This is a genomic window from Rhizobium sp. KNZ14-9A (genome assembly GCF_056755015.1).
This window is the reverse complement of the sequence record NZ_JBPGXB010000004.1, coordinates 1081314-1104666: the sequence shown is the minus strand read 5'-3', so window position 1 is coordinate 1104666 and position 23353 is coordinate 1081314. Positions and strand designations below refer to the sequence as shown.

General features: G+C 59.2%; 28 protein-coding genes and 1 pseudogene. 10 read left to right on the top strand and 19 right to left on the bottom strand.

What is annotated here, in order from left to right:
• Position 1: 1 nt before the first annotated feature.
• The 4 genes from ACR9ZQ_RS35400 to ACR9ZQ_RS35385 form a co-directional block, all read right to left on the bottom strand.
• Entirely contained in the window at positions 2-661 is a 660-nt protein-coding gene (locus ACR9ZQ_RS35400) for a glutathione S-transferase family protein (protein ID WP_481430097.1), read from the bottom strand.
• A complete protein-coding gene (locus ACR9ZQ_RS35395) occupies positions 658-1503 on the bottom strand; it encodes an aromatic ring-hydroxylating oxygenase subunit alpha (RefSeq protein WP_113320132.1) in 846 nt (281 codons plus the stop codon). The genes ACR9ZQ_RS35400 and ACR9ZQ_RS35395 overlap by 4 nt, the downstream gene beginning before the upstream one ends.
• A complete protein-coding gene (locus ACR9ZQ_RS35390; RefSeq protein ID WP_481430096.1) occupies positions 1503-2144 on the bottom strand; it encodes a Rieske 2Fe-2S domain-containing protein in 642 nt (213 codons plus the stop codon). Before ACR9ZQ_RS35390 ends, ACR9ZQ_RS35395 begins: the two co-directional genes overlap by 1 nt.
• 150 nt (positions 2145-2294) lie before the next feature.
• Complete coding sequence (locus tag ACR9ZQ_RS35385) at positions 2295-2579, bottom strand: acylphosphatase (protein WP_081928525.1); 285 nt, start codon at positions 2577-2579, stop codon at positions 2295-2297.
• Positions 2580-2769: 190 nt separating this feature from the next.
• Here ACR9ZQ_RS35385 and ACR9ZQ_RS35380 point away from each other — a divergent pair, with 190 nt between their 5' ends.
• On the top strand, positions 2770-3327 hold the full coding sequence (locus tag ACR9ZQ_RS35380) for a DsbA family protein (RefSeq protein WP_481430095.1): 558 nt from the start codon (positions 2770-2772) through the stop codon (positions 3325-3327).
• A gap of 186 nt (positions 3328-3513) precedes the next feature.
• On the opposite strand, the gene ACR9ZQ_RS35375 is transcribed toward ACR9ZQ_RS35380, so the two are convergent.
• The gene (locus tag ACR9ZQ_RS35375) at positions 3514-4776 is read right to left on the bottom strand and encodes a DUF763 domain-containing protein (RefSeq protein ID WP_481430094.1); all 1263 of its coding nucleotides are present in this window, start codon (positions 4774-4776) and stop codon (positions 3514-3516) included.
• A gap of 219 nt (positions 4777-4995) precedes the next feature.
• On the opposite strand from ACR9ZQ_RS35375, the gene ACR9ZQ_RS35370 reads away from it, so the two are divergent.
• On the top strand, positions 4996-5577 hold the full coding sequence (locus ACR9ZQ_RS35370; protein WP_481430093.1) for a BA14K family protein: 582 nt from the start codon (positions 4996-4998) through the stop codon (positions 5575-5577).
• Between the two features lie 188 nt (positions 5578-5765).
• Positions 5766-6308, top strand: a complete 543-nt coding sequence (locus ACR9ZQ_RS35365) for a hypothetical protein (RefSeq protein ID WP_481430092.1) — start codon at positions 5766-5768, stop codon at positions 6306-6308.
• On the opposite strand, the gene ACR9ZQ_RS35360 is transcribed toward ACR9ZQ_RS35365, so the two are convergent.
• The 8 genes from ACR9ZQ_RS35360 to ACR9ZQ_RS35325 form a co-directional block, all read right to left on the bottom strand.
• Entirely contained in the window at positions 6305-6928 is a 624-nt protein-coding gene (locus ACR9ZQ_RS35360; RefSeq protein WP_113320115.1) for a response regulator, read from the bottom strand. The two genes, ACR9ZQ_RS35365 and ACR9ZQ_RS35360, sit on opposite strands and share 4 nt — an antisense overlap.
• Before the next feature lies 1 nt (position 6929).
• Positions 6930-8318 (bottom strand): sensor histidine kinase, encoded by a 1389-nt coding sequence (locus ACR9ZQ_RS35355; protein ID WP_439017865.1) that lies wholly within the window; start codon positions 8316-8318, stop codon positions 6930-6932.
• A gap of 58 nt (positions 8319-8376) precedes the next feature.
• Complete coding sequence (locus tag ACR9ZQ_RS35350) at positions 8377-8547, bottom strand: hypothetical protein (RefSeq protein WP_481430091.1); 171 nt, start codon at positions 8545-8547, stop codon at positions 8377-8379.
• A gap of 377 nt (positions 8548-8924) precedes the next feature.
• Positions 8925-9902 carry a glycosyltransferase gene (locus tag ACR9ZQ_RS35345; RefSeq protein ID WP_477920574.1) on the bottom strand — a complete coding sequence of 326 codons (978 nt, stop codon included), beginning with the start codon at positions 9900-9902 and terminating at the stop codon, positions 8925-8927.
• A 121-nt stretch (positions 9903-10023) separates the two neighbouring features.
• Positions 10024-10767 (bottom strand): glycosyltransferase family protein, encoded by a 744-nt coding sequence (locus ACR9ZQ_RS35340; RefSeq protein ID WP_481430090.1) that lies wholly within the window; start codon positions 10765-10767, stop codon positions 10024-10026.
• Entirely contained in the window at positions 10760-12253 is a 1494-nt protein-coding gene (locus ACR9ZQ_RS35335; protein WP_481430089.1) for a glycosyltransferase family 2 protein, read from the bottom strand. The genes ACR9ZQ_RS35340 and ACR9ZQ_RS35335 overlap by 8 nt, the downstream gene beginning before the upstream one ends.
• A complete protein-coding gene (locus ACR9ZQ_RS35330; protein ID WP_007823215.1) occupies positions 12250-12879 on the bottom strand; it encodes an HAD family hydrolase in 630 nt (209 codons plus the stop codon). The genes ACR9ZQ_RS35335 and ACR9ZQ_RS35330 overlap by 4 nt, the downstream gene beginning before the upstream one ends.
• Positions 12876-13550, bottom strand: a complete 675-nt coding sequence (locus ACR9ZQ_RS35325) for a PI-PLC domain-containing protein (RefSeq protein WP_481430088.1) — start codon at positions 13548-13550, stop codon at positions 12876-12878. The genes ACR9ZQ_RS35330 and ACR9ZQ_RS35325 overlap by 4 nt, the downstream gene beginning before the upstream one ends.
• Positions 13551-13789: 239 nt before the next feature.
• Here ACR9ZQ_RS35325 and ACR9ZQ_RS35320 point away from each other — a divergent pair, with 239 nt between their 5' ends.
• Both ACR9ZQ_RS35320 and ACR9ZQ_RS35315 read left to right on the top strand, forming a co-directional pair.
• Complete coding sequence (locus tag ACR9ZQ_RS35320) at positions 13790-15295, top strand: oligosaccharide flippase family protein (RefSeq protein ID WP_481430087.1); 1506 nt, start codon at positions 13790-13792, stop codon at positions 15293-15295.
• A 253-nt stretch (positions 15296-15548) separates the two neighbouring features.
• Positions 15549-15941 (top strand): hypothetical protein, encoded by a 393-nt coding sequence (locus ACR9ZQ_RS35315; RefSeq protein WP_310382684.1) that lies wholly within the window; start codon positions 15549-15551, stop codon positions 15939-15941.
• A gap of 68 nt (positions 15942-16009) precedes the next feature.
• On the opposite strand, the gene ACR9ZQ_RS35310 is transcribed toward ACR9ZQ_RS35315, so the two are convergent.
• On the bottom strand, positions 16010-16384 hold the full coding sequence (locus ACR9ZQ_RS35310) for a GFA family protein (RefSeq protein ID WP_310382685.1): 375 nt from the start codon (positions 16382-16384) through the stop codon (positions 16010-16012).
• Between the two features lie 12 nt (positions 16385-16396).
• Positions 16397-16660: a hypothetical protein gene (locus ACR9ZQ_RS35305; protein ID WP_113320106.1), complete on the bottom strand. Its 264-nt coding sequence runs from the start codon at positions 16658-16660 to the stop codon at positions 16397-16399.
• 310 nt (positions 16661-16970) lie between these two features.
• Here ACR9ZQ_RS35305 and ACR9ZQ_RS35300 point away from each other — a divergent pair, with 310 nt between their 5' ends.
• The gene (locus ACR9ZQ_RS35300) at positions 16971-17234 is read left to right on the top strand and encodes a hypothetical protein (RefSeq protein WP_310382686.1); all 264 of its coding nucleotides are present in this window, start codon (positions 16971-16973) and stop codon (positions 17232-17234) included.
• A 73-nt stretch (positions 17235-17307) separates the two neighbouring features.
• On the opposite strand, the gene ACR9ZQ_RS35295 is transcribed toward ACR9ZQ_RS35300, so the two are convergent.
• Complete coding sequence (locus tag ACR9ZQ_RS35295) at positions 17308-17862, bottom strand: hypothetical protein (RefSeq protein ID WP_310382687.1); 555 nt, start codon at positions 17860-17862, stop codon at positions 17308-17310.
• A gap of 198 nt (positions 17863-18060) precedes the next feature.
• Between ACR9ZQ_RS35295 and ACR9ZQ_RS35290 the strand changes: the two genes are divergently transcribed.
• Positions 18061-18357 carry a hypothetical protein gene (locus ACR9ZQ_RS35290; protein ID WP_310382688.1) on the top strand — a complete coding sequence of 99 codons (297 nt, stop codon included), beginning with the start codon at positions 18061-18063 and terminating at the stop codon, positions 18355-18357.
• Here ACR9ZQ_RS35290 and xth read toward each other — a convergent pair.
• Positions 18311-19108: an exodeoxyribonuclease III gene (xth, locus tag ACR9ZQ_RS35285; protein WP_310382689.1), complete on the bottom strand. Its 798-nt coding sequence runs from the start codon at positions 19106-19108 to the stop codon at positions 18311-18313. The genes ACR9ZQ_RS35290 and xth overlap by 47 nt on opposite strands.
• A gap of 495 nt (positions 19109-19603) precedes the next feature.
• Between xth and rpsU the strand changes: the two are divergent.
• A pseudogene (gene rpsU, locus ACR9ZQ_RS35280) lies at positions 19604-19842 on the top strand (30S ribosomal protein S21).
• A gap of 67 nt (positions 19843-19909) precedes the next feature.
• Entirely contained in the window at positions 19910-20104 is a 195-nt protein-coding gene (locus ACR9ZQ_RS35275; RefSeq protein WP_481430086.1) for a hypothetical protein, read from the top strand.
• 72 nt (positions 20105-20176) lie between these two features.
• Here ACR9ZQ_RS35275 and ACR9ZQ_RS35270 read toward each other — a convergent pair whose 3' ends face one another.
• On the bottom strand, positions 20177-21445 hold the full coding sequence (locus tag ACR9ZQ_RS35270) for an acyltransferase family protein (RefSeq protein WP_481430085.1): 1269 nt from the start codon (positions 21443-21445) through the stop codon (positions 20177-20179).
• A gap of 196 nt (positions 21446-21641) precedes the next feature.
• Entirely contained in the window at positions 21642-22271 is a 630-nt protein-coding gene (locus ACR9ZQ_RS35265) for an alpha/beta hydrolase family protein (protein WP_310382692.1), read from the bottom strand.
• A 313-nt stretch (positions 22272-22584) separates the two neighbouring features.
• Here ACR9ZQ_RS35265 and minC point away from each other — a divergent pair, with 313 nt between their 5' ends.
• Positions 22585-23328, top strand: coding sequence for a septum site-determining protein MinC (gene minC, locus ACR9ZQ_RS35260; RefSeq protein WP_310382693.1), 744 nt, complete (start codon positions 22585-22587; stop codon positions 23326-23328).
• Positions 23329-23353 lie beyond the last annotated feature (25 nt).

Below are 23353 nucleotides of genomic sequence, written 5' to 3'. Positions count from 1 at the left end.
ATCAGCTTTCCTCCTTCGCAGGATGGGGATCGGGCTTTAGCTCGTGCAGTCGGTGGATGCCGGGCATTTCGATGAAGCCGTCAATGCTTCGGATGGCGCGCAGCCACAACCGGATCGTTGGGTAGGGATCGAGCGAGATGCCGCCATCAGGTGCAAGCGCCACATAGGGGAAGCAGGCGATGTCGGCGATCGTGGCACGGTTCGATGCCAGGAAGCGCATGCCACGAAGCTGCTGTTCGAAGAGACCGGCTTCCAGCTCGCGCAATGCTGCGGTCCCCTGCGTCTGCAGGGTCTCGATATTGCCCGGGCGCAGCAGCATCTCGTGCAGCCGCGCGCCGCCGACGTTCGCCGTCAGCCGATGCGAGAAGGAGAGCCACTGCTGAACCCGTGCCGTCTCCTCAGGCGTGCTGGTGCCTAACCATTCCGGTGCGCTTTTGGCAGCGAGATAGGCGAGGATGGCTGAGGATTCCGTCAGGACGAGATCGCCATCCTGGAGGATCGGTATGGAACCTGCCGGATTGAGCGCCAGGAGCTCGGGTCCGCGATGTTCGGCGCCAGGATGGAAATCGACCGGCCGGATGTCCAGCTTGACGCCGAGGATCGCGGCCATCAGGCGGATCTTGTAGCAACTCGGCGAGAGAATGTAGTCGTAGAGCTTCATTGCGCGACCAACTGTGCACCGTAGGTATAGTTATGGCGCTTGAGCCAGCGTCTGTAGGCGACCGACGTTAGATCGGCCCTGGTCGGGATTTCCATGCCGGGGTCGAGCGGCAGCAGGGAAGGGATCTGGTTTTCGAGGATCGAGCGATCCTGCAGGAAGATCATCTGCTGAAAATGGATGAGGTCTGTCATCGGCGTTTCGTCATCAAAAAGGGCCATCCATGGCCATACGTCGCAAAGGTCTTCTGCAAGCGGCTGCACGAAGAGGGTAATGACATCCCACTCGCCCGGCCGGGGAGGGCAGGTCTTGTAGAGTACCGAGCAGGTCGGCGCCGGCACGCGGTACATATATTCGGTAGTGATCCCGCCACTCGCCGACTTGGCGGCCTGCGGCTGGTAGAACTTCACCTGCGTCGCCCAGACCTCATCCTCGTCTTCGCGGATCTCAACCTTGTAATTCTCGACTTCCGTATGTGGCTCGGCGCCGAGAATATCGGTGTGGACGAAGGGGAAATGGGCGATGTCGAGAAAGTTCTCCACCGCCCGCAACGGTGAGCAGCGCACCCGTACCACGCCGACATCGACGAAGCGGCGGCCAGGCTGATCCGCCTCGGGAATGGCAAAAAGCTCCTTGGCGGGATTGCCGAGGGAAGACCAGACATGGCCGTAGCGGACACGAACCGGGAGGCTGCGCCCATCGGAGTATGTCACCAGCGCATTGCCATCGGATGTGCGCGCCACTTCGATGGGTTCGCCCATCAGAGCGGTTTTGGTCCCTGTCTCGGTGAGTTGGGAAAAGAGGCCAACCGGATACCACTCGTCGATCATCGCGCCAGCCTTCATCATGCGACCTCCTTGCGCCGCGCTTCCGCCTGGCGGCGCACAGCCTCGGCGATACGGGACGCGGCAACACGGTCTGCCGGGCTGCGATCCTTCTCGATCATGACGTGAACGAGCGTGCGATTGATCTGCTCAGCCAACAGCAGCCGGACCCAGGGAAGATCGGCGATGCGGATAAACCCGTCCGTATCGACTTTGGCGCCAGCTGCGTCTTCGAGTGCGCCAATATCCGACTCCACAGTCAGCGAGCGCAACGGCACGAGATCGTCAAAGCGTGGCGGCTGTGCCGCCGGCTCGCCAACAGCCACCCAGATGACACCATCCGATTCCGCGACCTTGTGGACCGCGACACGGATCGTTTCCGGCGGCACGAGATCGGGATGGGCGGGGATGCGGATACATCCTCCCGCCGGAGAATAGCTCCAGCCATGATAGATACAGGAGAGCGCCTCGCCGCGCACGAAGCCATGGGACAATCGCATCCCGCGATGGGGACAGCGATCCGACGATGCCGATGCGCGTCCGGACTGGCTGCGCCAGAGAGCGATCGATCCCGCCGGTGTCCAGGCCGGCATCACGGTCGCCGGCGGCAGATCAGCCGAAAGGGCGACAGGCGTCCAGGAGCCGGCCGTAGCAGATGGCATAACCTATAATTCCCCAATTTTACCAAGGCTTTAGCGCTGTTGGCCGCGCACTGTCGCCGAGCTTGCGGCCTCAGTTTCCAGAGGCTTGCATAAAAAAATCGCATTGGCAACAATGATTAAATAAAGGGCAGGGGATCAATGCAGCCTGCGTTACGGTGTGTCGGCGGGATCTACAATCCTGCGCTGAATCTCATCCACCCAGACGTCGATCGGGCCAAGCGAACATCCCATTTCCAGCATGTCGATCAGTTCCACAGGCCCCGCGACCTCAAGTTCGATTCGGTCGGCGCCGGTGTGAAAGAAATCCTGGGAAAGTCCAAGCTTGTCGGCATGGCGGCGGATCCACGGAATGAACGAGGCGGCATTGACATCGCCGAGGATCGTCATTCGCTCGCGCAATTCGCCCTGCCGTACCTGCATCACTGATTTACCCATCATTTTATCCGTGACGACAGCATAGCGGCTCGATGCATTTGTGAAAGAGGCATGACAGGCCAAACGGTCTTATGCCTTTCATGACACCGTGAATAAATAGAACGGGAAACAACCTTATCATCAGCGACGCCGGCTGCGCCGTTGATTATGGTGGCGGTAATATCGTTCCGCAGGACAAGAGGACATGAATATGACGACGACTTCCTGGCAGGCAGACCCGCTCGTTTGGGGTTCTGGACCACGGGTTTTCGAGGCCTTTCTGGAGCCGACCTGCCCTTATTCCGTCAGGACGTTCAAGAAGCTGGATACGCTTCTGGAGCAAGCCGGTGCGGACAAGATCACAGTGAAGATCCGGCTACAGTCGCAGCCATGGCATCTCTACTCCGGCGTGATCGTACGCTCTATCCTGGCGGCATCGACGCTGGAAGGCGGCAAGGAGACTGCGAAGAAGGTCATGGCGGCCGTTGCCGCCCATCGCGAGGAATTCGAGTTCGAGCGTCACGCCGGCGGCCCGAACATGGATGTGACGCCGAATCAGATCATCGAGCGCCTCGAGCGCTATAGCGGTGTTGCGCTGAAGGAAGCCTTCGCCATTCCCGATCTCGACCGGGAGATCAAATGGCACTGCAAATATGCCCGTCAGAACGGTATTCATATCTCGCCGACATTCATGATCGACGGGCTGGTGCGCCCTGAGATGAGCAGCGGCGATGACGTTGAGGCCTGGGTTAAGCTGCTGATCGGCTGATTGCTTCCTCAGGCGGTAAGGTCGTCGACCTTACGCTCGAGATCGCTGATATAGGCGGAGACCGAAAGGTCTTCGCCTCTCGCATCCATCAGCAACCGACCGGCTCTCTTCAATCTCCGAATTCATGGACATTGTCATTCAGCCAGGCCTTCAGCGGCAGGTAGCCGCCCTCTTCTGGCCTGCGCTCTATGGTCGTTTTCTTGCGAGGGGCGGCGGCTCCCAGCCGAAGACGCTTCGGCCGCCGAAGGTCGAGGATTGCCGGAATTCGCCGGCAACGATTTCCTTGAGGTCCGGGCCGGTGAGGTAACGCTCCATGCTGCGCGATTGGTCGTCCAGACGGCGCAGGGCCTGCAGTTCCTCTTCCCGGCCGAGCTTGCCTTTCATGACTGCCGATTTCATCACATTGATTGTTTCGTCGTAGACCTTGAGCGGCACGGGGAAGGGGTGCCTGTCCTTGCCGCCATGAGCGATCGAAAAGCGCGCGGGATCGGAGAAGCGGCAGGGCGCGCCATGTACGACTTCGGCAACGAGCGCCAGCGCCTTGACTGTGCGGGCGCCGACGCCGGGCACGAGAAGCAGATCTTCGAAATCGACCGGTCCGCGATCGGCAGCTGCAGCAAGGTTGCCGTGCAGACGCCGCATATTGACGTCGCTTTCGCGCACATCGTGATGGGCGGGCATTATGAGATGCGGCAGCATCAGCTGTTCGGCTGCCTCCGGAGCGGGTGCAGGATCGGCGGCCAGGGCAAGGGCTGCCGCCTCGCGGACAATGCCGTCCGGCCCAAACGCTGCGAGAAGATCGAGCTGATCGTGGCGGGATTTTTCCGCGCGCCGGTCGGCCAGATTGATGATCTCGCCTTGCGAGCGGCCTTCGATGGCCGCATGCGGAGAATTGACGAAGCTTTCCAATCCTTCCGAGAACCAGTGGTAGCGCCGCGCCTGACGTTTGTCGCCATTCATGCCTTGCTGGACGATCACCCAATGGCCGTCATCGGCGACGATGAAGCCGTGGAGATAGAGATCGAAACCATCCTGCACGGCTGCGCTGTCCACCTTGGCGACCAGGCGGCTTGTCTTGGCCAGCCCGGCGCCGTCCAGCCCGGTGCGGTCGCCGATCGCCATCAGCTCGTCCGGCGTCTTGCGCGATTGCGCCCCGCGTCCACCGCAGACATGCAGGCCGAGTTCTTTCGAAAGCGGCTTCAGCCCACGTTTCAGCGCGCCGAGCACGCTGGTCGTGATGCCGGAGGAATGCCAATCCATGCCCATGACTGCGCCGAAGGACTGGAACCAGAAGGGATGGGCAAGCCGGCGCAGAAACTCGTCACGTCCGTAGTGGTGGACGATAGCCTCGGCAATCAGCGCACCAAGCGTGGTCATGCGGTTGCCCAGCCATGGCGGCACGCGCCCTCCGTGAAGGGGGAGGTCGGCGCTGCCTGCTCTCTGCGACATGCTTCCTCTTTCTGCCCGCAATCTGCTGCGATCGATCGGATCACCCAATAGAACAGCTATCCGTCAAAATCGGGGCGATGGCAATAAATTCCTATCTCCGAGAGTCCTCCCCATTGCACCAGCAAAATAAGCATCAAAAGACGCGATTTTCGACCTGTCCGCGGAACCGAAGCCCGGCGTTCCTAATTTCTATCTGTACCGGGAATGGGAGATCGCGTCATGAAGTCGCTTGTTGCACCATCCATCTGTCTGGCAGTGGTGGGGACCGTTCTGGTTGGCGGTCTCGGAGTTGCGTCCTATGGGTTCCGCGAACCGGAACCCCATCATTTCGCCAATCTCGATGCGCCGCTCTGGACGACGACACCGACACGCGTTGATCCCCGAACACAAGATTACGAGCGCCTTCCGCCCCTCCAGGCCATGGCGGACGACGCTTCGCTTTCAAAGCCTGCCAATCTCGTCGGCATTGCAGCCATCGCGCCGCCTGATGCAGCCGTGGCGGGTGCGATTGAGCAGCCGAAGCAGGAGTGGATGGCTGACAGTCATCATCTCAGCCTATGCCAGCAACGCTACCGGTCCTATAATGTGGCTGACAATTCATACCAGCCTTTTGACGGCGGACCCCGCAAGCCCTGCGTAATCGAAGACAGAGAGCTTTCCGTCGGACTACCGGCGGCCGATACAAGCCCCAACCCGCATATATCATGGTGTGCCGCGCGCTATAATTCCTATCGCGCCTTGGACAATACCTATCAGCCGTTCAGCGGGCCAAGACGTCCGTGCGTTTCTCCCATTATCTGAGCGAAGGCATTTTTCTTGCCGTGAGAAGGTTGCGTCCCCGAGGGGCGACCGTTGCTTGTGATCCCGGACCAAAGTCCCAGACCGCCTGGCACCTATGTCCGACCGTCTTGCAATTTCGGAACAAGCGGTCAATCTCGTGCTTCCTGCTTTTGAGCAGACACTAGGGAAGAACGACAAGGCAAGTGACGATGGCGATCTCTAAGCGCAATTTCCTGAAGGGCTGCGGCGCGAGTATTCTTGCCGTTGCGCCGTTGAAGGTAGATGTGGCGGGTTCGTTTCCCTCGCTCGCCAGCCAGGCAGCCTTCGCAAAGAACGAAAACGGTAACGGCGGGGGGAATGGAAACGGCAATGGCGGTAATGGCGGAGGGGGTGGAAACGGCAACGGCGGGGGAAATGGAAGCGGTAACGGCGGGGGAAATGGTAGTGGCGGTGGAAATGGCAACGGCAATGGCGGGGGGAATGGAAACGGTAATTCGGGCGGCAGCGGCAACAGCAGCGGGAACGGCCGATCCAGCTCGAACGGAGCCGGCAGTACGAATAACGCGCCCTCAACATCAGGAGAACGGGCAACCGAAGATACTGACGGCTCGATCGATGTCCGGCATACGAATGGAATAACCGAGACCCTTCGTGCTGGACGTTACATCATGAAGGACTCGAGAGGCCGCACGATCATCAACAGGCGGGCGACATCGGCTGACAGCACGCGACTGACGCGTCTCCTGCGCTAGCGTTTTTCGCGCCACCGCAACGCGGCTTCGGTCCTGTTCGTGACGCCGAGCTTTGTCAGGATCTGGGTCATGTGATGCTTTACCGTTTTCTCCTGTAGATCGAGACGCAGGCCGATGTGCTTGTTTGAAAGGCCCTGCGCAACGAGATCCATCACCTCGCGTTCCCGAGGGGTAAGCGCGTCCCTGTCCGATGCCTGCCCGCTCAATGAATATTCCATGACTTTGGCCGACATCGCCGGCGACACGTAGCGGGCTCCCTTGAAAACAGTGCGGATCGCTTCCGCCAGACCGCGGGAACCAACACCCTTGAGAATGTAACCCTTTGCCCCGCGTTGCAGCGCTTCGACGAGCGTATCGACTTCCTCTGAGGCCGTGAGCATGAGGATTTTGGTGTCCGGGCTTATCGAAAGGATCTCGTCGATCACCGAGAGCCCGTCCCCGGGCATCGACACATCGAGAAGCAGCACGTCCGGACGGGTATCGGCTGCGATCATTGCGGCATCAGATGTGTTGGCGCCTTCTCCGACGACGACAAAATCGCTGACCTCGGAGAGGCTACGGGTCACCCCCTCGCGGAACAGGGGATGGTCGTCTACGACGCCGACTTTGATAGACGTCATTCTATTCCTCCACTTCCATAGGCGCGAAGGTCATGATGACAGTCGTTCCGCCTTCGCCGGTTTTTATGTCGAATTCACCGCCAAGGCTATCGATTCGCTCTTTGAGCCCCACAAGGCCGAGGCTCGCCGACCTCACCTGCGTCGGATCAAAACCCTCGCCTCGGTCACTGACTTCGATGCGGACGCCGCCGCCGTGTGATGTTGCCCTGACGGCCTGCTCAGCGCCGCCGCCATGGCGATAGGCATTGTTGAGTGCCTCTTGAATGAAGCGGTAGATACAAATCTTGAGAGCGGGGGCAAGCTCCCGATCGTCCTCGTCAATTGTTGTATCGACGGTGGTGTTGGTCTTCTGCTGGTGGGCCTCGACAACGCGTTTCACGATCTCCGTAGTCGAAGCCTTCTCGATTTGCGGCAGGACCAGCCCCTTGCAGATGTCACGGATCTCCTTCATCGCCTCGGCAAGGCTCGAACGGATCCAGGCGAGTTCCTTCTCGCGCGTCTCCGGCTGGATAGCGGCATCGACCAGCAGGTTGCTGTCGAGACGCAGCGAAGCATAGGCGATGTGCTGGGCGGGGCCGTCATGCAGATCGGCTCCAATGCTGCGCAAATAAGTTTCGTTCAAGGCGGCGGCGCGCCGGGAGGACAGTTGAAGCCTGCGTTGCAGACCGCGATTTTCGGCGAGAAGTGCGGAGAGTTCGTCTACTCTGGCTTTGAGCGCTTCACGCTGGACCTCGATCGTATGGCTGCCGCGAAAGACGAGAATGGAGAGAACGAGGAAGAAGATTGCGGTCAGGCCGGCCACGGCCAGCCAGCTCCAGAGCCGCGCTCGTGCGAGGCTGTCTTCCAGCCCTTCGGCCGTCTCATAGAATTCAAGCACGGCCACAGCCTCTCCCGACCAAGGCTGCAAGACAGGATTGTAAATTTCCATGAGCGCCCTGCCGAGACTGCGCTCCTCGGCGCTTTCGGGGTCGCTTGCGACTTCGTAACGTGCGACCAGCGAGCCCGCAAATGCCTGGGCGAGCTTGTCATTGACAGGAAATGTCTTCCCCACCAGTTCCTTTTCATTGGAGTAAAGGATCGTGCCATCACGGCGCCACAGCTTGAACGACACGAGACGGCGGCCAAGCGCGCCCTGTCCGAGCGTTTCGTCGAGCGCCCTGGCGCTTCCCTCGTCGAGCAGCGATTCCGTCTGCATGTCGGGAAGCAAGGGTGCGACGACGCTATCGACATAGAGCGCTGTTGCAGCCCCGGAATTGTGGATGACGGCATCCTCGATGAGATGGGTGACGATGAGCCCTATGACGAACATTGCGCCAAGGGAAACAAACCCTCCCATGATGAAGAATTGGGAAGCGAGGGAGCGGGCATTCCACCGTATGAGCCAGTTCATTTCCAACCTGATTTGCGACGATCCATGCAAACTATCGCATCGGCTGGACTTTTCCAGTTCACCTGGCCTGGATGACATCGGCGCCAGGAACGCTGGCGGTCAACTGATCGGTATCGCCCGACATGGCTGTGCCGAAGACATAGAGCATGGCGGCAAGAAAGATGACGAGTGCCAGCAGGGATGCGTTCCACGCGCTGGAAATTCCCGGGATTTCGTTCCTGTCACCCATGACTGAACTCCTCTTTCGATGGAGGGCCGAACGGGTGGGGAGGCAGTGCGTTCCGGATCTGGGACTTCAGTCCGCGCGTCATCAGACCAAAGTCCGAGCGTCGGAACGGCGAGTCCGGAGAAAGATCCAGCGGCTTTGCTGTGCCTGTCATCGCGATCCTGTTTGCGATGGCGGGAATTATCGCCGCACTCGTTGCTATAGCGGATAGTGATGACCGTCGCGGCGGCCAAAGGGATGTGAATGCTCGCGATGACCGTAATCGCACGCCTGTGTCAAATGGTTCTCGAATGGCAGTATCCAGGCCAGTCGGTAGCCGTGCCATGAAGACGATTTGAGAGAGCCTACGCCAATCTGGAACGGGCGGATGCTGTCGACCATCAACGCGATAAGGCCTGCCATGGCGAAAGTCTTCCAAAGAACTTAGCGATGGCCGAGAGCGAGGCAGCCCGCATACGCAACAGTCGTTGCCGGCGAAGGGCATCGACGCGCGTTCCCGGTGCCTTCGCGAGCGCCGCCCTGGCCGCCCTTACGGGCTCCACCAGGCTGCCGGCGACATCCGGCAAGGCATCCACTTCCGCCTCGAGGCGCGTGAGGTAGGCGTTCAGACCATCGGCAGCGGCTTGCCGTAGTCGGCGGGTCGGAGCGTTGCGAAGTCTGCGCGTCGCCCAGCGCAGATGTTCTTCGGCATGCCGGTGCAGTGCCTGCGGATGCTTATAGGCCCTGTGGTCGCCAAGCATGTCGGCGACAAATGCCACTTCTCCGAGCTCGCCGCAGCGCCACCAGAGCTCCATATCCTGCAGATATTGCCAGGCGGGGTCCCAGCGGCCGGCCTTGAAGAAGACATCCGTGCGGATCGTTGCGCCCGGCATCGCGACCATATTGTTGAGCAGCAGCAGTTCGCGAAAGGCCTCACCGCTGTTGCTGTAACTCCACCCGAAGCGGCGGCCGGGAATAGGCTCACCCTCGTAGGTGATCTGCCGGAAACGGCCGTGGATCAGGGCAGGGTGGCGCATTGCCGCGCGCCCGATCGCGCGCAACGCCCCCGGTGCGAGACGGTCGTCGGCATGCAGGGTGACGAGGTAATCGGCATTTGCGCCGGCGGTATAGGCGCGATTCCAGTTGTCCGTGCGCGGCACGGTGTCTCGGTGCAGGGCCGGCTTCAGCAATGGAGATGAGTAGGATGCGATCATCTCCCGGCTGCCGTCCGTGGAGCCGTTGTCGCAGATATGGACCTCGAAGTTCGGATAATCCTGTGCCAGAGCGCTGTCCAGCGCCTCCGCAAGTGTCTCAACATTGTTGTAGCAGGGTATGATAATGGCGAGAGAGGGTAATTTGCTCGATATCCCGGCTGTCATGATGAACTCCCGTTTACTAGGTCCCCTGATCCCGCGAACGCGTGTCGAGGGGATCGTTAGCAAGGCTCCGCCCGTCTCCGTCGAAGTGGAACGGCACCGGTATTTTCCCCTATCCTAGCCACTAGCTGGCAAGGGTCACGTCTGCGATCTTGACATCGAACACGTCACGCGCCGGCAATGTCCGGACATCGAAACCGTGTGCGACCACGCCGTTCAGCATCGGGCAGACAAAGAGCAGGCCGTTCTGCGAGAGGCGCGCCCGGTTCTGCAAGCTGTGGGCCAGAGCCAGCTGAAAAACGGCGACGTTGCGGAACGCATAGACGCCTGCCGATGCATTCTCGGAGATGACGACCTTTTCCCTTGCTTCCAGCATCCGGCCATCATTTCCAAGCCTGATATAGCTGTATTGCGGATGGTGGGAGGCAAATGTGAGTGCCAGACCGCCGAGATTGGGTTCGGTTGCAAAGATTGCGGCAATATCCGCATCGCAGTCGAACATGATATCGCAGAGATCAACGACAACGGGCGCATCCGGAAAAGCGACGAGTGCCACACCGGCCGCAGCGCTCCAGGCAGCGCCACCGCTCATTTCGGACAGCCAGACGATCCGCGCTGCCGGATAGCGTGTCAGCAATGTTTCCCGAGCGTAGCGCCGTGATGCAGGCCTGTCCCGCAGCACGAAAACAGGCACAGCCGCGCTGCTCCACCAGGGACGCGCCTCCAGCGTAGCGCCGAGCAATGTCGTCTTTCCAACCGGCATTTCCGCCTTCACCGAGCCGTCAGGCCGCTCAAAATCATTCCCGGCCATGGGAATGATGATGTTCAGCGGCGCCGTCGCGTCCGGCCTGGTTCCGACGTCATGCATAGGCTGGCTCACGGCCCTGCAGATATTCGGCCAGATCCTCGGGCGTACCAAGCCCGTGCATGTTCCTGACATCGATCTCGTAAACGCCGATGCGTGCACCGTTACGGATGGCGTAATTATAGGCCGGGCAGACATAGAACTCGTTGTTGGTGCGATCGTTGTGCACCATCATGTCGAGCGCGCCCTTCATGAAATCGCCGGCGCGGCGGAAGAAGTAGATACCGACTGTTGCCAGTTCGGAGATCGGCTGCTTTTCGGCAACCCTGAGTACGAATCCTGCCGCATCGGTTTCGGCGAAAGACCATTTCGGGTCGCGCTTCGGGTCGCGAAACACGAGGATCGATCCGTCGAGATCGCGCGACATACAGTCATCGATGAAATCGACGATACGCATGTCCACCACCTGGTCGGAATTGGCGATGAGAAGGGGAGCTTCCTCATCGAGATGCTGGCGCGCCAGCAGAACGGTGCAGGCGGTGCCTTCGGTGAGTTGATCGACCGAAACGACCCCGACGCCCTGCGAGCGAAGTTCGGCCACCGCATCCGCCTGGCTGTCCAGATGTTCGCGCAGCAGCAGGACCGTTGGTTGTCCACCCGGCGGCAGCGTGTTTTCGAGCACATGCTGGATCATCGGCCGGCCAAGCACGTCGATGAAGGGCTTCGGGCGGGTGAACCCGACCTTGGCGAAGCGACTGCCCCGGCCGGCGGCCGGCACCACCAGTTGCACGGGTCGCTGGGCCTGTGCGGAGGATAGGCGGCGGACCCCGTTGACCTCGAAATTCTCGATCATTTTCGGGTTGTAGAAGCTGTGGTAGCGGTCCACGGGAACGCTTGCGGAAACGACGCGGCCGCCATCCAGGATCACCTCGTTTAGCGACGAGCTGACATAGTAGCGGTCATCCACCGTCACCCCGTGCCTCAAGGCGGCAGTCGCAGCCTTGAAGAAAATCTGGGCCTCGCGGAAATAATAGAACCCAGCGATCGCCTTGTTGCTGATCACATCCTTCTCGGACGTGCGGTTGACGAAACCGTCGTCGCCGAGCGTCACATAGGACCAGCGCGGGTGGATCGTCTCGAAAGTGATGACGCCGGCATCCGCCTTGGCTGCCTCGAATTCCGCAATCACGGATGCAAGCCGGGTGTCGATGATCTGGTCGCTGTTGGCAATCACCAGCGGCTCGGTGGGGTCAATCTTGTCGACCGCCATCAGGCAGGTGCAGAGCGCGCCGGCCGTCGGGCCTTTCAGCATGACCACCTCGGAACGGCCGTTGGTGCTGAGGTCAAAGATCCGCTCGTAGGAATATTTGACGGCATCCTGCTGGTCGACGAGGAAGAGGAAATGCGCGTCGCTGCCGAGCGACTTCATGTTTTCGATGGCCCATAGGATCATCGGCTTTCCGGCCACTTCGATAAGCGGGCGCGGATAGGAATAGTCTTCCGAGCTGAAATGCGGGCTTGTGCCCGTAGTGGGGAACAGGACGATCATGCCATCACCTCCGATACACGCTTGATCTCCGACACGATCCGGCCGTAGACAACGTCGGCCGGTGTTCCGATCTGCATGACGTAAGCGCCGCTGTCGCGCGCGGCCTTCAGGCCGTATTCATTGTCCTCTAGGATCAGGCACTCATCCGGTCTGAGGCCGAAGCGTTCCATCGTCGTCACATACATTTCCGGATCCGGCTTGGCGCGGGTGACATCCTCATTGGACACGATGAGGTCGATATATTCTATCAATCCGGCGCGCCGCATCATGGACTCGATGGTGACACGGATCGAGTTCGAGCAGACGGCGATCTTGTAACCATCGTGCTTGAGACGGCTGAGCGCGTATTGATGGGCAAACACCGGCTTGCAGCGGGTGTAGATCAGCTCCATCGTATAGTCCTGTTTCAGCTCGTGGATCAGCTCGTTGAGCCCCTTCGGCAGGCCATTGGTACGGGAGAGGATCTCCAGCTTGCGGCGGGTTGGCAGGCCATCGAACGTAGTCAGATGCGCCTGGCGGTCGATCGGCATGCCGAAAAGATCGAGCGCCCGGTTCAGCGCCTCATAATGCCATTCCTTGGCATCGATCAGCACGCCATCCATATCGAACAAAACAGCACGGATCATGTGACTTCCTCCTCAACCATCCAGGCAAAGCTCTGCTCGGCTGCATCGGGCAGATCGGTACAGATCATCAGCCGCTCGAGTGGAAGACCACTCTTTGCAGCCTGTCGCAATGCGCCAGACCAGGCGGCCCAGACCGCTTCATGCGGGCGCTTGTGCAGTTCCGGCGAGACCATCGCGACATATTTGCCGCGCCTCAGATCATCGATCGCGCGTTCGATCGAGGCCGGCTTCTCGGTGAAAGAATCCACCCATACGCCCTCACAACGTTCGTAGAAGGACGGGTAGAGCTCGACCTCACTGTAGCGGGTGAAAACCGGGATATTGCTATCGAGATAGGGCCTAAGATCGGGAACCGACGCGTCGAAAACGAAGGAGCGTTTCGTCACCTCATATTGTTCCAGCATCGGCAGCAGGGCAGGGCAGAGGCCGTCCGCCTTGATATTGATGGCCAGTCGTCCCGGGGCGCCATTTGCTGCATAGCACTCAAGAACGCGCACGAAGGACAATGCCCCGGTTGTGGCAGGATCGTGTGAAATTACCAGTTCGCCATTCAGATCGCGAACATCCAGTTCAACGCCGTGTCCGGCGGCAAATGCCTTGTCGAATGCGCCTAAAGTGTTCCGCTCATGGGGTGCAAGCCACCAGCCACGATGTGCGAGTATCATCATCATTATGTCCCTCCGGCCCAATCGGCCAACAAACGATTTTGTGTCGTCACAAAGGGCGGATTAAATCCATGCATGTGCCGACCAATCTTCATATGCAGGATTGTAATTTCATCTTGACTATGCAGAAGTGAGTATAGATCGTCAATATCGAATATACACCAAAGTTGTTACTTTGGTAACACATGCGGTACGCGTAATAATGACAATATAAACTCCAGATAAACTCAAAAGAACATGTGACCATGGGCACATCTAGTACGGCATCACTACCCGGCGCAGAGGAAGACCAGGAGCCGCGTAGTGTCTCTACATCACGGGATGCGCTATGGGTTTCAGGCGCTCGTCTGGTCAGCCAGCTCTGCGGTATCGGTACGTTGCTGGTCGCAGCCCGCGTCCTCTCACCGGCCGCGGTTGGCGTCTTTGCCATGGTCTCCTCGACCGTCTTGCTGCAATCAAAGATTGCGGAAGCCGGATGGAGCGAATATCTGATTGCTGCACCGCACGATAGGGAGCTGCCCGGGACGGTTCTTTATTGCGCGCTTGCAAGCGGACTCGCCTTCACCATTCTCGGCTTCATTGGACTTGCTGTTTCCCTCATCTGGCTGGCGCCGACCGGGCCGATCTTCTTCACCCTCCTGCTGCTGATGGCGACCATCGTGCCCGGCACCTTCATCATCTGCCAGAGCGGCGTATTGGTCAGGAGGCGACGCCTGCGCGAACTTGCCTTCTATCAGGCGGCCTCGGAATTTTCGGGCCTTCTCGTAACGACCGGAGGGCTATTGCTCGGCTGGGGCATCGTCGCGCTTGCGGCAGGACGCTGTTGCGTCGTGCTTGTCGCACTCCTGATGTCCACCGGCTTTGCGCGCTGGCTTCCGCGGTTCGAATTCCAGCTCACGACCGCCCGCGAGGCGCTTGCCTATTCCACCCGGCTCCTGGCATCGCGCCTCATGCAATTTGCACAAAGTTATGGCGCGGAGTTCCTGATCGTGTTCTTCATCGGCGCGACGGAGGTCGGCATCTATAGAATGGCAAGCCGGATCGTCGGCGCCGTCACAGAGCTGATTTCCGAACCCGTGCGGATGCTGGCATGGAGCTATTTCTCCCGCCAGCAGAGCGCGCCGGGCAGCGGGGCGGAAGGCCTCAGCCGGCTTATGGGATTGATCATGGCGGCCACTGCTTTTGCCGCTCTTCCCGTCTTCATGGGCCTTGCCGTCATATCCGAACAACTCGTCAGCGTGCTGCTCGGGGTGCAGTGGCTCGCGGCCGCCCCAGTCCTCATCCTGCTGGCGGCTGCGCGCGGCATTGCCGTCATCCAGATGCTCAACGAGCCCGTGCTCAGCATCATCGGCCGGGTTGCCCTGCTGCCGCGGCTGAACATGCTGTTTACGGCAACAAGCCTCGCTTGCCTTGCAATCGCCGGCTGGATCCGACCGGACCTCGTCAATATCGCGGTTGCGCAGGTCGTGGCTGCGGCATTGACGACTTCGGTGTCTCTCTACTTCCTGCAGCGCGGCACCGGATTCCGATGGCCATCCTTGTTGCGCCGGATCCTGCCCGCCGGGCTGGGTGCCTGTGTCATGGTCGGCGCCGTCGGCCTGGCTCTCCATATGACGGGCGGTAGCCTGCACCTCCCCTGGGTGGATTTGTTTATGGGAGTTGCGGTGGGAGGCCTCGCCTATGTCGTCATTGCATGGTCCAGCGGTCGTGCCTTAATGGCGGAGCTGAACCATGTGACGGGTGCGCAATAGCGGCATGGATGCGGATGCCTGTTAAACCCAGCTTTCGTTGGTCCCCTTAGCCAATGCTCGAAAGCCATGCACCAAAAAATTGTATCCTTGTGGCGATTTATTTCATTCTCAAATGGGCGGTGAGATCGTCCAACTCGACGGGCTGTTGCTCCGGTTCCAGGCATAAAGCGGGATGTATCGGCTAGCTTCGAACTTATGACGGCTGAGCGCGTTCTCATCTTGCGATAATCGACCCGGCGGATGGGAGGTGCTTATGACGGATATACGCACGCGCGGATTCAAGACGAAGGCCGAGCTTGACGAACATCTTGCCGACATCGAGGAGGCGGCCGAAACGGAACAAGTCATGCCTACGGTCGACCATTCGGTGGAGAAGCAGGAGACCGTCGAGCTCGCAAGATTGCAGGAGGATCTGACGTTGCTGCGCAGACACCTCGCTCTCCTCCGCGAGCAGGCGAAGACCGCGATCTCGGCACGCACCCAATGGACGGATGCGAGTGCCCATGAGCAGCTTGGAAATTATCCCTGGCTGAAGCTCGCGGGGGTCATTGCCATAACATTCCTCGCGGCCAGGCGGTTGCGGTTGCTGCCTCCGTCGGGAATGGTGACGATGCCTCTCGCCCTTTCACGCTTCAACCGAATGTGATCACCCTTTTGAGCTAAAAGCTCGGTGTGCGCAGCAGCCCGTCGCGAACCTTCGACATCGGACCCCTGTCAGATCCGATCCTCCTCGAACTGCGCGGCGCCCTCCACCGGCTGCAGCCAGGGTTCACGCCGCTTGATCCAGAGCTCGTAGGTGGGCTTGAGGCTGGTCGGCGCATCCTGGAGGGTCCCGAGTTTGATTTCGGCCTCGTCCTCGTCATAGGCAAAGACCCGCGAACCGCAGGCCGGGCAGAAGCGGCGGCCTTGATGCACCACGGTTTCCCCGGTGGTCTTGAAGGCGGACGTCTGCCAGATCGCGTAATAGGTAAAAGCTGCGCCGCTCTCCTGCCGGCAGTCGGTGCAATGGCAAAGCCCGACGCGCTTGGGTTCGCCCTCCACCTGATAGCGCACCTTGCCGCAATTGCAGCTCCCGTATCGTATGGTCATCCAAAGCCTCCCTTAATGTTTCACCCCGAAAGGCGGTTGATCGTCGTCAAAATTGCCGTTGCTCAAACTGTCGTAGCGATTGAGGCTCGGCTCGCCGCCTCGGGTGCCGAAGGGTGTCAGCTGCACCATCATTTCCCTCGCACGATCGATTGCGTCTTCTTCGCTCAGCGCCGCCGCCTCGGGAAGGCGCACCGTCAGCTGCTCACCGGCGTCGCCGAAGAAATCGACATGCCAGGCCTTCTGCCGATGCGTCACCTTTGCCTCGTTCAGATGCATTGAAACCTCCGTTCGGCCTTTCCACCGGTTTCGCTTCTCTCGGGCATGGAGATCAGTGTATCAACCGATGTACTGGCGATTGGTTCCGAGCCCTCCCTCCTTCGGGTGTTCACTGCCGGCTTGCGGCGTTGTTCACTCAAGGCTTCACTCCGCCGGCACCTGTCGAAGAACATAAGCATTCATTGAAGAGCAGCGATCGATATAGTTTTCGCTCCGCGGACGTACATAGAGATGATCGAACGCATCTATTTGCGGTCCTCTGCGTTCACTCCAAGGACGGATCTTGTTCGAACCCTCGAAAGGAACGCAGATGAGTTTTCCAGCCCCGACAAGCAATGATCCCACGCGCCGGTTTCAGGATGCGACCGATGCTGCCCGCGTTGCCCTAGAGGCGCTTATCGCCGATGCCAACGCCGCGGGTTGGAGCACGGACGAGATGACCGTGGCACTCGTTGAGGCGGCACGGTCTCTCAAAGACGCAAACACCAGGGACCCCGACCCTGCCGACGATCCGCCAATCAGCGGCGTCGATGCGAAGCAAGGGCAGATTGGACGTGGCGAGTTATTTGACTGAGTGACGACCAGCGGTCGCTCATAACAGGACAAGTGACAGGAAGTGAGACCTCATCTCGCACGACATCGTCTCGTCAGATCCTGATCTGCAACAGGCCCCCTCGGGCCACCTGTCTGCCGTGGCACCAGAACGGATGGATCATGTCACTGATGGTCAGGATGTCGGCACACGGAACGAGTGGCGACCATCCTTCATGGGCATCGAGCCCGACGAAGGCCAGCCTTGTCAGGGATCTTGTGCCTGCCAGCAGATCTTCATCATCGATGGTGATGTCCACCAGCAGCACTTCCGGCGCCCGCACAGAGCAATCGACTGCTTCCCGAGCGATTGTCGTCACCGACGTGCTTGCTCCGATATAGAAGGCCATGACTGTATTGTCGTCGAAGTCGGCGATGGCGGGAATAAGCAGATTTGCCGGTAGGGCCGTCAGCGTGTCGCGTGTACCGTCAAACCGATGCCCGGTTGCGTCCTCGCCTGCGAGACTGCGATTTCCCGAAAATTGATAGAAGACCTCGCGTCGGGTCAGATATTCGACCGTCCAGCGACCGGAATGGTCTGCTGCAGCAGAAGTCGCGAGTGCCTCGATCTCCGAGACGACTTCATGGAAGGTGGTGCGAGCGTTGGCCATGGCGATTCTCCTTGAGGGAACAAAAGCGGATGGCGGGTGAATGTTCCTGCGAAAGGAGAATAACTTCCTATGCGGGCCTGATAACCAACGACGCCGATCATGATGCGGTGCCTTCGGTGTGGTCCCGCTGAAAGGCGCAATTAGCGCCATCATATTGACGCAGTGCGCGTTAACCTTTGAGAGCGAAAGGAGATGAGCATGGCCGGACACGATAGCTACTATATCGAGATCACCACGCGTCTTCGATCGGTGCGTTCTTTCTGCGACTTCCTGTCGAGCGGCGGGACAGTCGGCGTTGCTTCGGCGGACGGCTCACGCTACGGCGATGTCACCACCGATTTGCTTGCAAGAACACGCAAGGAAGCCGAGGCCCTCGATCGCATGCGCCGTCAACTCTTTCCGGATCGTGCGGACGAAGAGGTTTCGCCGGCGCTCTATACTTGTGGACTCACCGGCTCGCGTCAGTTGCGTAAGGCAGGTCGAGCTCAATCATGACTGGCGCATGATCGCTTGTATGGTCCCAACTTCGCGGATTGCGCCGCACGCTGGCAGAGCGAAGATGCCCAGCGAGGTCGGGACTGAGAAGAACGTGGTCGATCCGCATTCCTGCATCCCGTTCGAATGAGTTTCTCCAGTATTTCCAGAAGGTGTAGATTCGCTCATTCGGGTGAAGGTGGCGAAGCGCATCCGTCCATCCCTGTTGAACCAACCTGGCATAGGCCTTTTTGACCTCGGGTCTGAACAAGGCATCATCGCGCCATCGTCCCGGGGAATAGACATCCATCTCTGTCGGCATGACGTTGAAATCGCCAGTGAGCAGGGTCGGGACTTTGAGATCCAAGAGCTCTCCAGCATAGTGATGCAGGCGCTGGAACCAGCGCAGCTTGTAGTCGAATTTCGGGCCAGGCGCCGGGTTGCCGTTTGGAAGGTAGAGGCAGCCGATCAACATCCCGTTTATGGCAGCCTCGATGTATCGGCTGTGGCTGTCGTCCGGATCGCCCGGCAGGCCACGGCGTGTCAGCACCGGCAAAACGCCTCTCGCAAGGATCGCCACACCATTCCAGCTCTTTTGGCCATGCCAGACGGCACGATATCCGGCGCTTTCGATTTCCCGTCGCGGGAATTTATCGTCAGAGGTTTTCAGTTCCTGAAGACAGACGACATCAGGCGCATCTTCTTCCAGCCATCGCAGCAGTATTGGAAGGCGGCCGATGATCCCGTTAATATTATAGGTAGCTATCTTCAATCGACCTCCAAAGGGTGAGGCGGGCCGGACAGGTTGGGCGCTCGTCTGCCGTTCGTCGGCCATGGCGGGAAACCGGAAAAATCGTCATGTTCGCCATCCCCGTCGCGTCCGGTTGACACGGCCCGCGCTCGGCAAAGGGAATGTGCATGGCTTCAGAAGGTTCCCGTCGGGCCGCTGGAGGCGGATCCGGCTGCCTTGCAATGCCGTTATGCCTTTCTTATTTACCTCCCATCACCCCTATCGGTTTGGTACGACCCAGAGAATGACGCGTAGCGCTTCAGAAGAGAGGTGGTACGCGCTCCAGCCAGCACCTTTGCAGATATCGGCTACTGGCCGTTCAACACATGATGCAGCCACACTGACGCAACGCGCGGCAAAGCGCGGTCCTCTGATCGTTTTAGCTAAGGCTTCCTTCGATTGCGCCATTTGCGCAGAACGAATGCCGAGGGGTCGCCAGCCGAGCGGGCTCAACACCATTATCCGCAAGGAGAAAACATGCAGGTCATTGTCAGAGACAACAATGTTGAACAGGCTCTCCGCGCCCTGAAGAAGAAGATGCAACGCGAAGGACTATTTCGCGAAATGAAGGAACGCCGGGCCTATGAGAAGCCCTCGGAGCGGCGTGTCCGCGCGAAAAAGCCCAGGCAATTGCCCGACAGCGTAAGGCTGCCCGCAAGAAGATGCAGCGCGAAGGACTTCTGCCAGCCGCAAGACGCCGCGCGTCCACACGCTGATGACGACAGCGCCGCCGCATATGGGGGCGGCGCTATATTCTGGCCCTCTATTCTGGAAAGGGACATCATGGAAGAGTTGCGTAGTTTGACGGTTTCCGATGATCGGCTTGACGACTGCCGCGAGGCTATTGGCCCGGATCTGCAGGATCTGATCGACGCGAGTGTCGCCTCCGGTTTTACGGTCGAGGAAACATTGATCGCGATCAGCGAACTGGTGGCAGAAGATTTCGCCTCTTTGGTGAAACTCCCGAGCGTTCACTGAGGCGGAAGATCAGAGAATGGTTGCGAGCGCATCAGATCAGCCAGATTCAAGAGACGTTGGCGATTCGATCAGTCAAGCGCGCGACACGCGGTCGCGAGACGGTACATCATGACTGTCGCTCACTTTTTCTTCTCCATCGAGGGCGTTTTGCATTTCCTCAAGAACTCGAATGAGCTGCGAGGTCGCCGGCGCCTTATCGCCTGAGGAGACTGTGTCGGAAGCGATATTGGCGGGCGTTTTCTGGCCCGTTCGCGCCAGAACCGGTAGCAGGCTGACGATGAGTGAGGCGAAGAACTTCTTTCGGCGTTCTGCGACTTCCGCCAACAGGAAGCAAAGGATGAAACAGGCGACGAGCAGGGCAGCCGCCATCGGAACGTGCTCCTCCACCGGATGCAGGAAGGCCGCAAACATGAGGATAAGGGGCTGGTGGACAAGATAGAGCGTAAAACTGCCGCCAGCCAGCCATTTGATCGCCGGGCCTGCCTTCTCGAACAATACTGGAGCCTCATAAAGCAACGATGCCGTACCGATGAGGTGCAGTACAACGGCAACGCCGATCAGATTGAAGTATACGAAATTGATCACTTCCTGAGACAGTGACCAGGTCTCGTACATGTTGGTCGCAGCGCGATCGGCGAAAAATTTCAGGCTGAAGAACAGCAAAAGCGACGCGGCGATCATCGCAATGGAGATGGGGCGTCGAAATGGCGGGCGTTCGATGACGCACTTCATCGTCAACCAACCCATGAGCCACAGCGGCATATACATCAGGATTTTCGGGCCGGCGACCGCTGCCCAGAGACAGAGCAATGGTATTTTCGCGCGCCGCGGCGAAAAGGCAAACAGCCCGAAGAACAGATAGTACTGAACTTCGAAGCCAAGCGACCAGTATGGTTCGCCGCTGCCAAAAACGGCATGCGCAAACCACAACTGATTGGTGAAGGTCACATAGGCGAGCGCGGCCTCGGCTGATACCGGAGTGAAAAATCCGGTATTGATGAAGTCATAGTAAAAGGCGTTCGCGTGCATCCCGATGGTGTCGGCCACGAAGATCGCTGCGATCGCCACCAAAGCAACAGGCATTATTCGAGCGAGACGGGCGACGAGGTATACGCGCCATTCCCTTTCGCTTACCTGCCCGACGTAGCTGATGACAAATCCCGAGAGAACAAAGAAAACCGCGACAGCTTCCCGTCCCCAACCAAGAGGTCCGATCTTGATGGAGGGGAGCAGGAAAACATGCGCATGGGAGAGAAATACGACAACGGCTGCGCCGAGCCGCAGCAGATCAAGATAGATGGAAAGATTCCCGTCAATCTTCCTGCCTTCGATCGCGCGCATGACTGATTTCCCGTCGGATGACAAAGGGCATGTTCAGCTGGAAGCCGCTTTGTTCAGGAGCTGATTTCTGCGCGGATGCGCGAGGGCGCATTCGATCAAGCAAACCTTTTAAAAATGTTTACTGAACAAGCTTAAATATTGAGGAAACGGTTGATATTAGTGGGAATATCGCGTCAAGCGAGCGTTGATTTGTTCGTTACAACCGTTCTGCCCAGGCCGCCGTATATTCGGACAGTCGCCGCATATGGTCGCCAGCGGAATATCCGGAGATCTTCTTTCGCGGCTTGAGATCGTGGTCGCCATCTTCCAGCCAGAGCAGATCAATCCGGTCTGAGAGCGTATAGGATACGACCTCTTCCCTTGATCCGAAGGGGTCACGCGTTCCCTGGCAGATCAGTGTGGGCGTGCGCAGGCTTTCCAGATGCGCGGTGCGGAGCTGGTCCGGCTTTCCAGGCGGGTGAAACGGATATCCGAGGCAAAGCAGGCCCCGGACTTTCTTCGCCGCAAAACTCTCGTCGGCGATCATGCTTGCAACGCGGCCTCCCATCGACTTGCCACCGATGATGAGTCTGCCGGCATTTAGTTCGCCGATCGCCGCGCGATATTCATCCAGGAGATGGTCGGCACGCGGAGGAGGCTTGACCGCTCCGGTCAGGCGACGCTGCGCCATATAGGCGAACTCGAATCGCGCCACCCTGAATCCTCCGTCTGCGAGCGCTTTCGATAGATCCGTCATCGACGCGGAATCCATCGCTCCGCCTGCGCCATGAGCCAGGAGGATCGTGAAGCTCGCCGTTTCCGGTCCTGTGATCAAAAAGCTGGTCATTCCTTTTCCGTATGCTCTTATTGTGAGTCCATCATACTGCTCGCGTCATTCTGCGAGCGAATGTGCGATTTTAGCAAGAGCATGGCGTTTCATTCGAACCAAGGCTTTCCGATTTCCTGTTGCGTTTGAAATCAAGAAAGGCCCTGATTTTTCAGGCGAAGGCCCGAACTAGAATTGGCTGGAAGTGCGAAATTTGTGGGTGGGCCACCGCCGCTTCGGGAGCCATTTTTTGGTCCCACCAGCCCCGCGTTAACGATTTGTTAACCATGAAGCAGCTAAAGCTTTTAAATCGAAATTAACCAAGTTTACTAACGTGTTAACCGAAGCGCGCTCCATTCGCATCAAAGGCAGATCGTTTCTTGCGGTCGTGCTGACGCCTGATCTGCCATTCGAGGACTGGCTCGTACGCCTCGACGACCTCGCTGCACGCTCCGCTGGGTTTTTTCTCGGCAGGCCGGTGGTTCTGGATGTGAGTGATCTCTCACTGGATCGCGCCGCGCTCAAGGCAATGGTTGCTGCTCTCGGTGGGCGTGGCGTCAGGGTAATGGGCATCGAAGGTGCTCGGCCATCGCAGCTCGATGCCAGCATGCCACCGGGCATGGTTGGTGGCCGCCCGGCTGCTGACGTCGAGATGCCCGCTGCTGATGCCCAGGCACATGCGCAGACGCCAGGTAAGGCGCAGCCGGCCGAGGTGCGGGAAGTTGTTGCGCCGGTTGCGCGCGCTGCTCTGTCGTCGCTGGTATTGCACGAACCGGTACGCTCCGGCCAGTCGATTGTCTTCCCTGAAGGGGATGTAACGGTCATTGGATCCATCGCTTCGGGGGCTGAAGTTATCGCTGGTGGCTCGATCCACGTTTATGGCGCGCTTCGTGGACGCGTACTTGCCGGATCGATCGGCAATTCGGCGGCGCGAATCTTTTGCCGCAAGCTTGAGGCCGAGCTTCTGGCAATCGACGGGATCTACAAGACGGCGGACGATCTGCCGGCGGAGCTGCGCGGTCAGGCCGCACAGCTATGGCTTGAGAACGACGCGATCATGGCATCGCGACTGACTTAACTGGGTGAATGGTTGAAACAGGAGA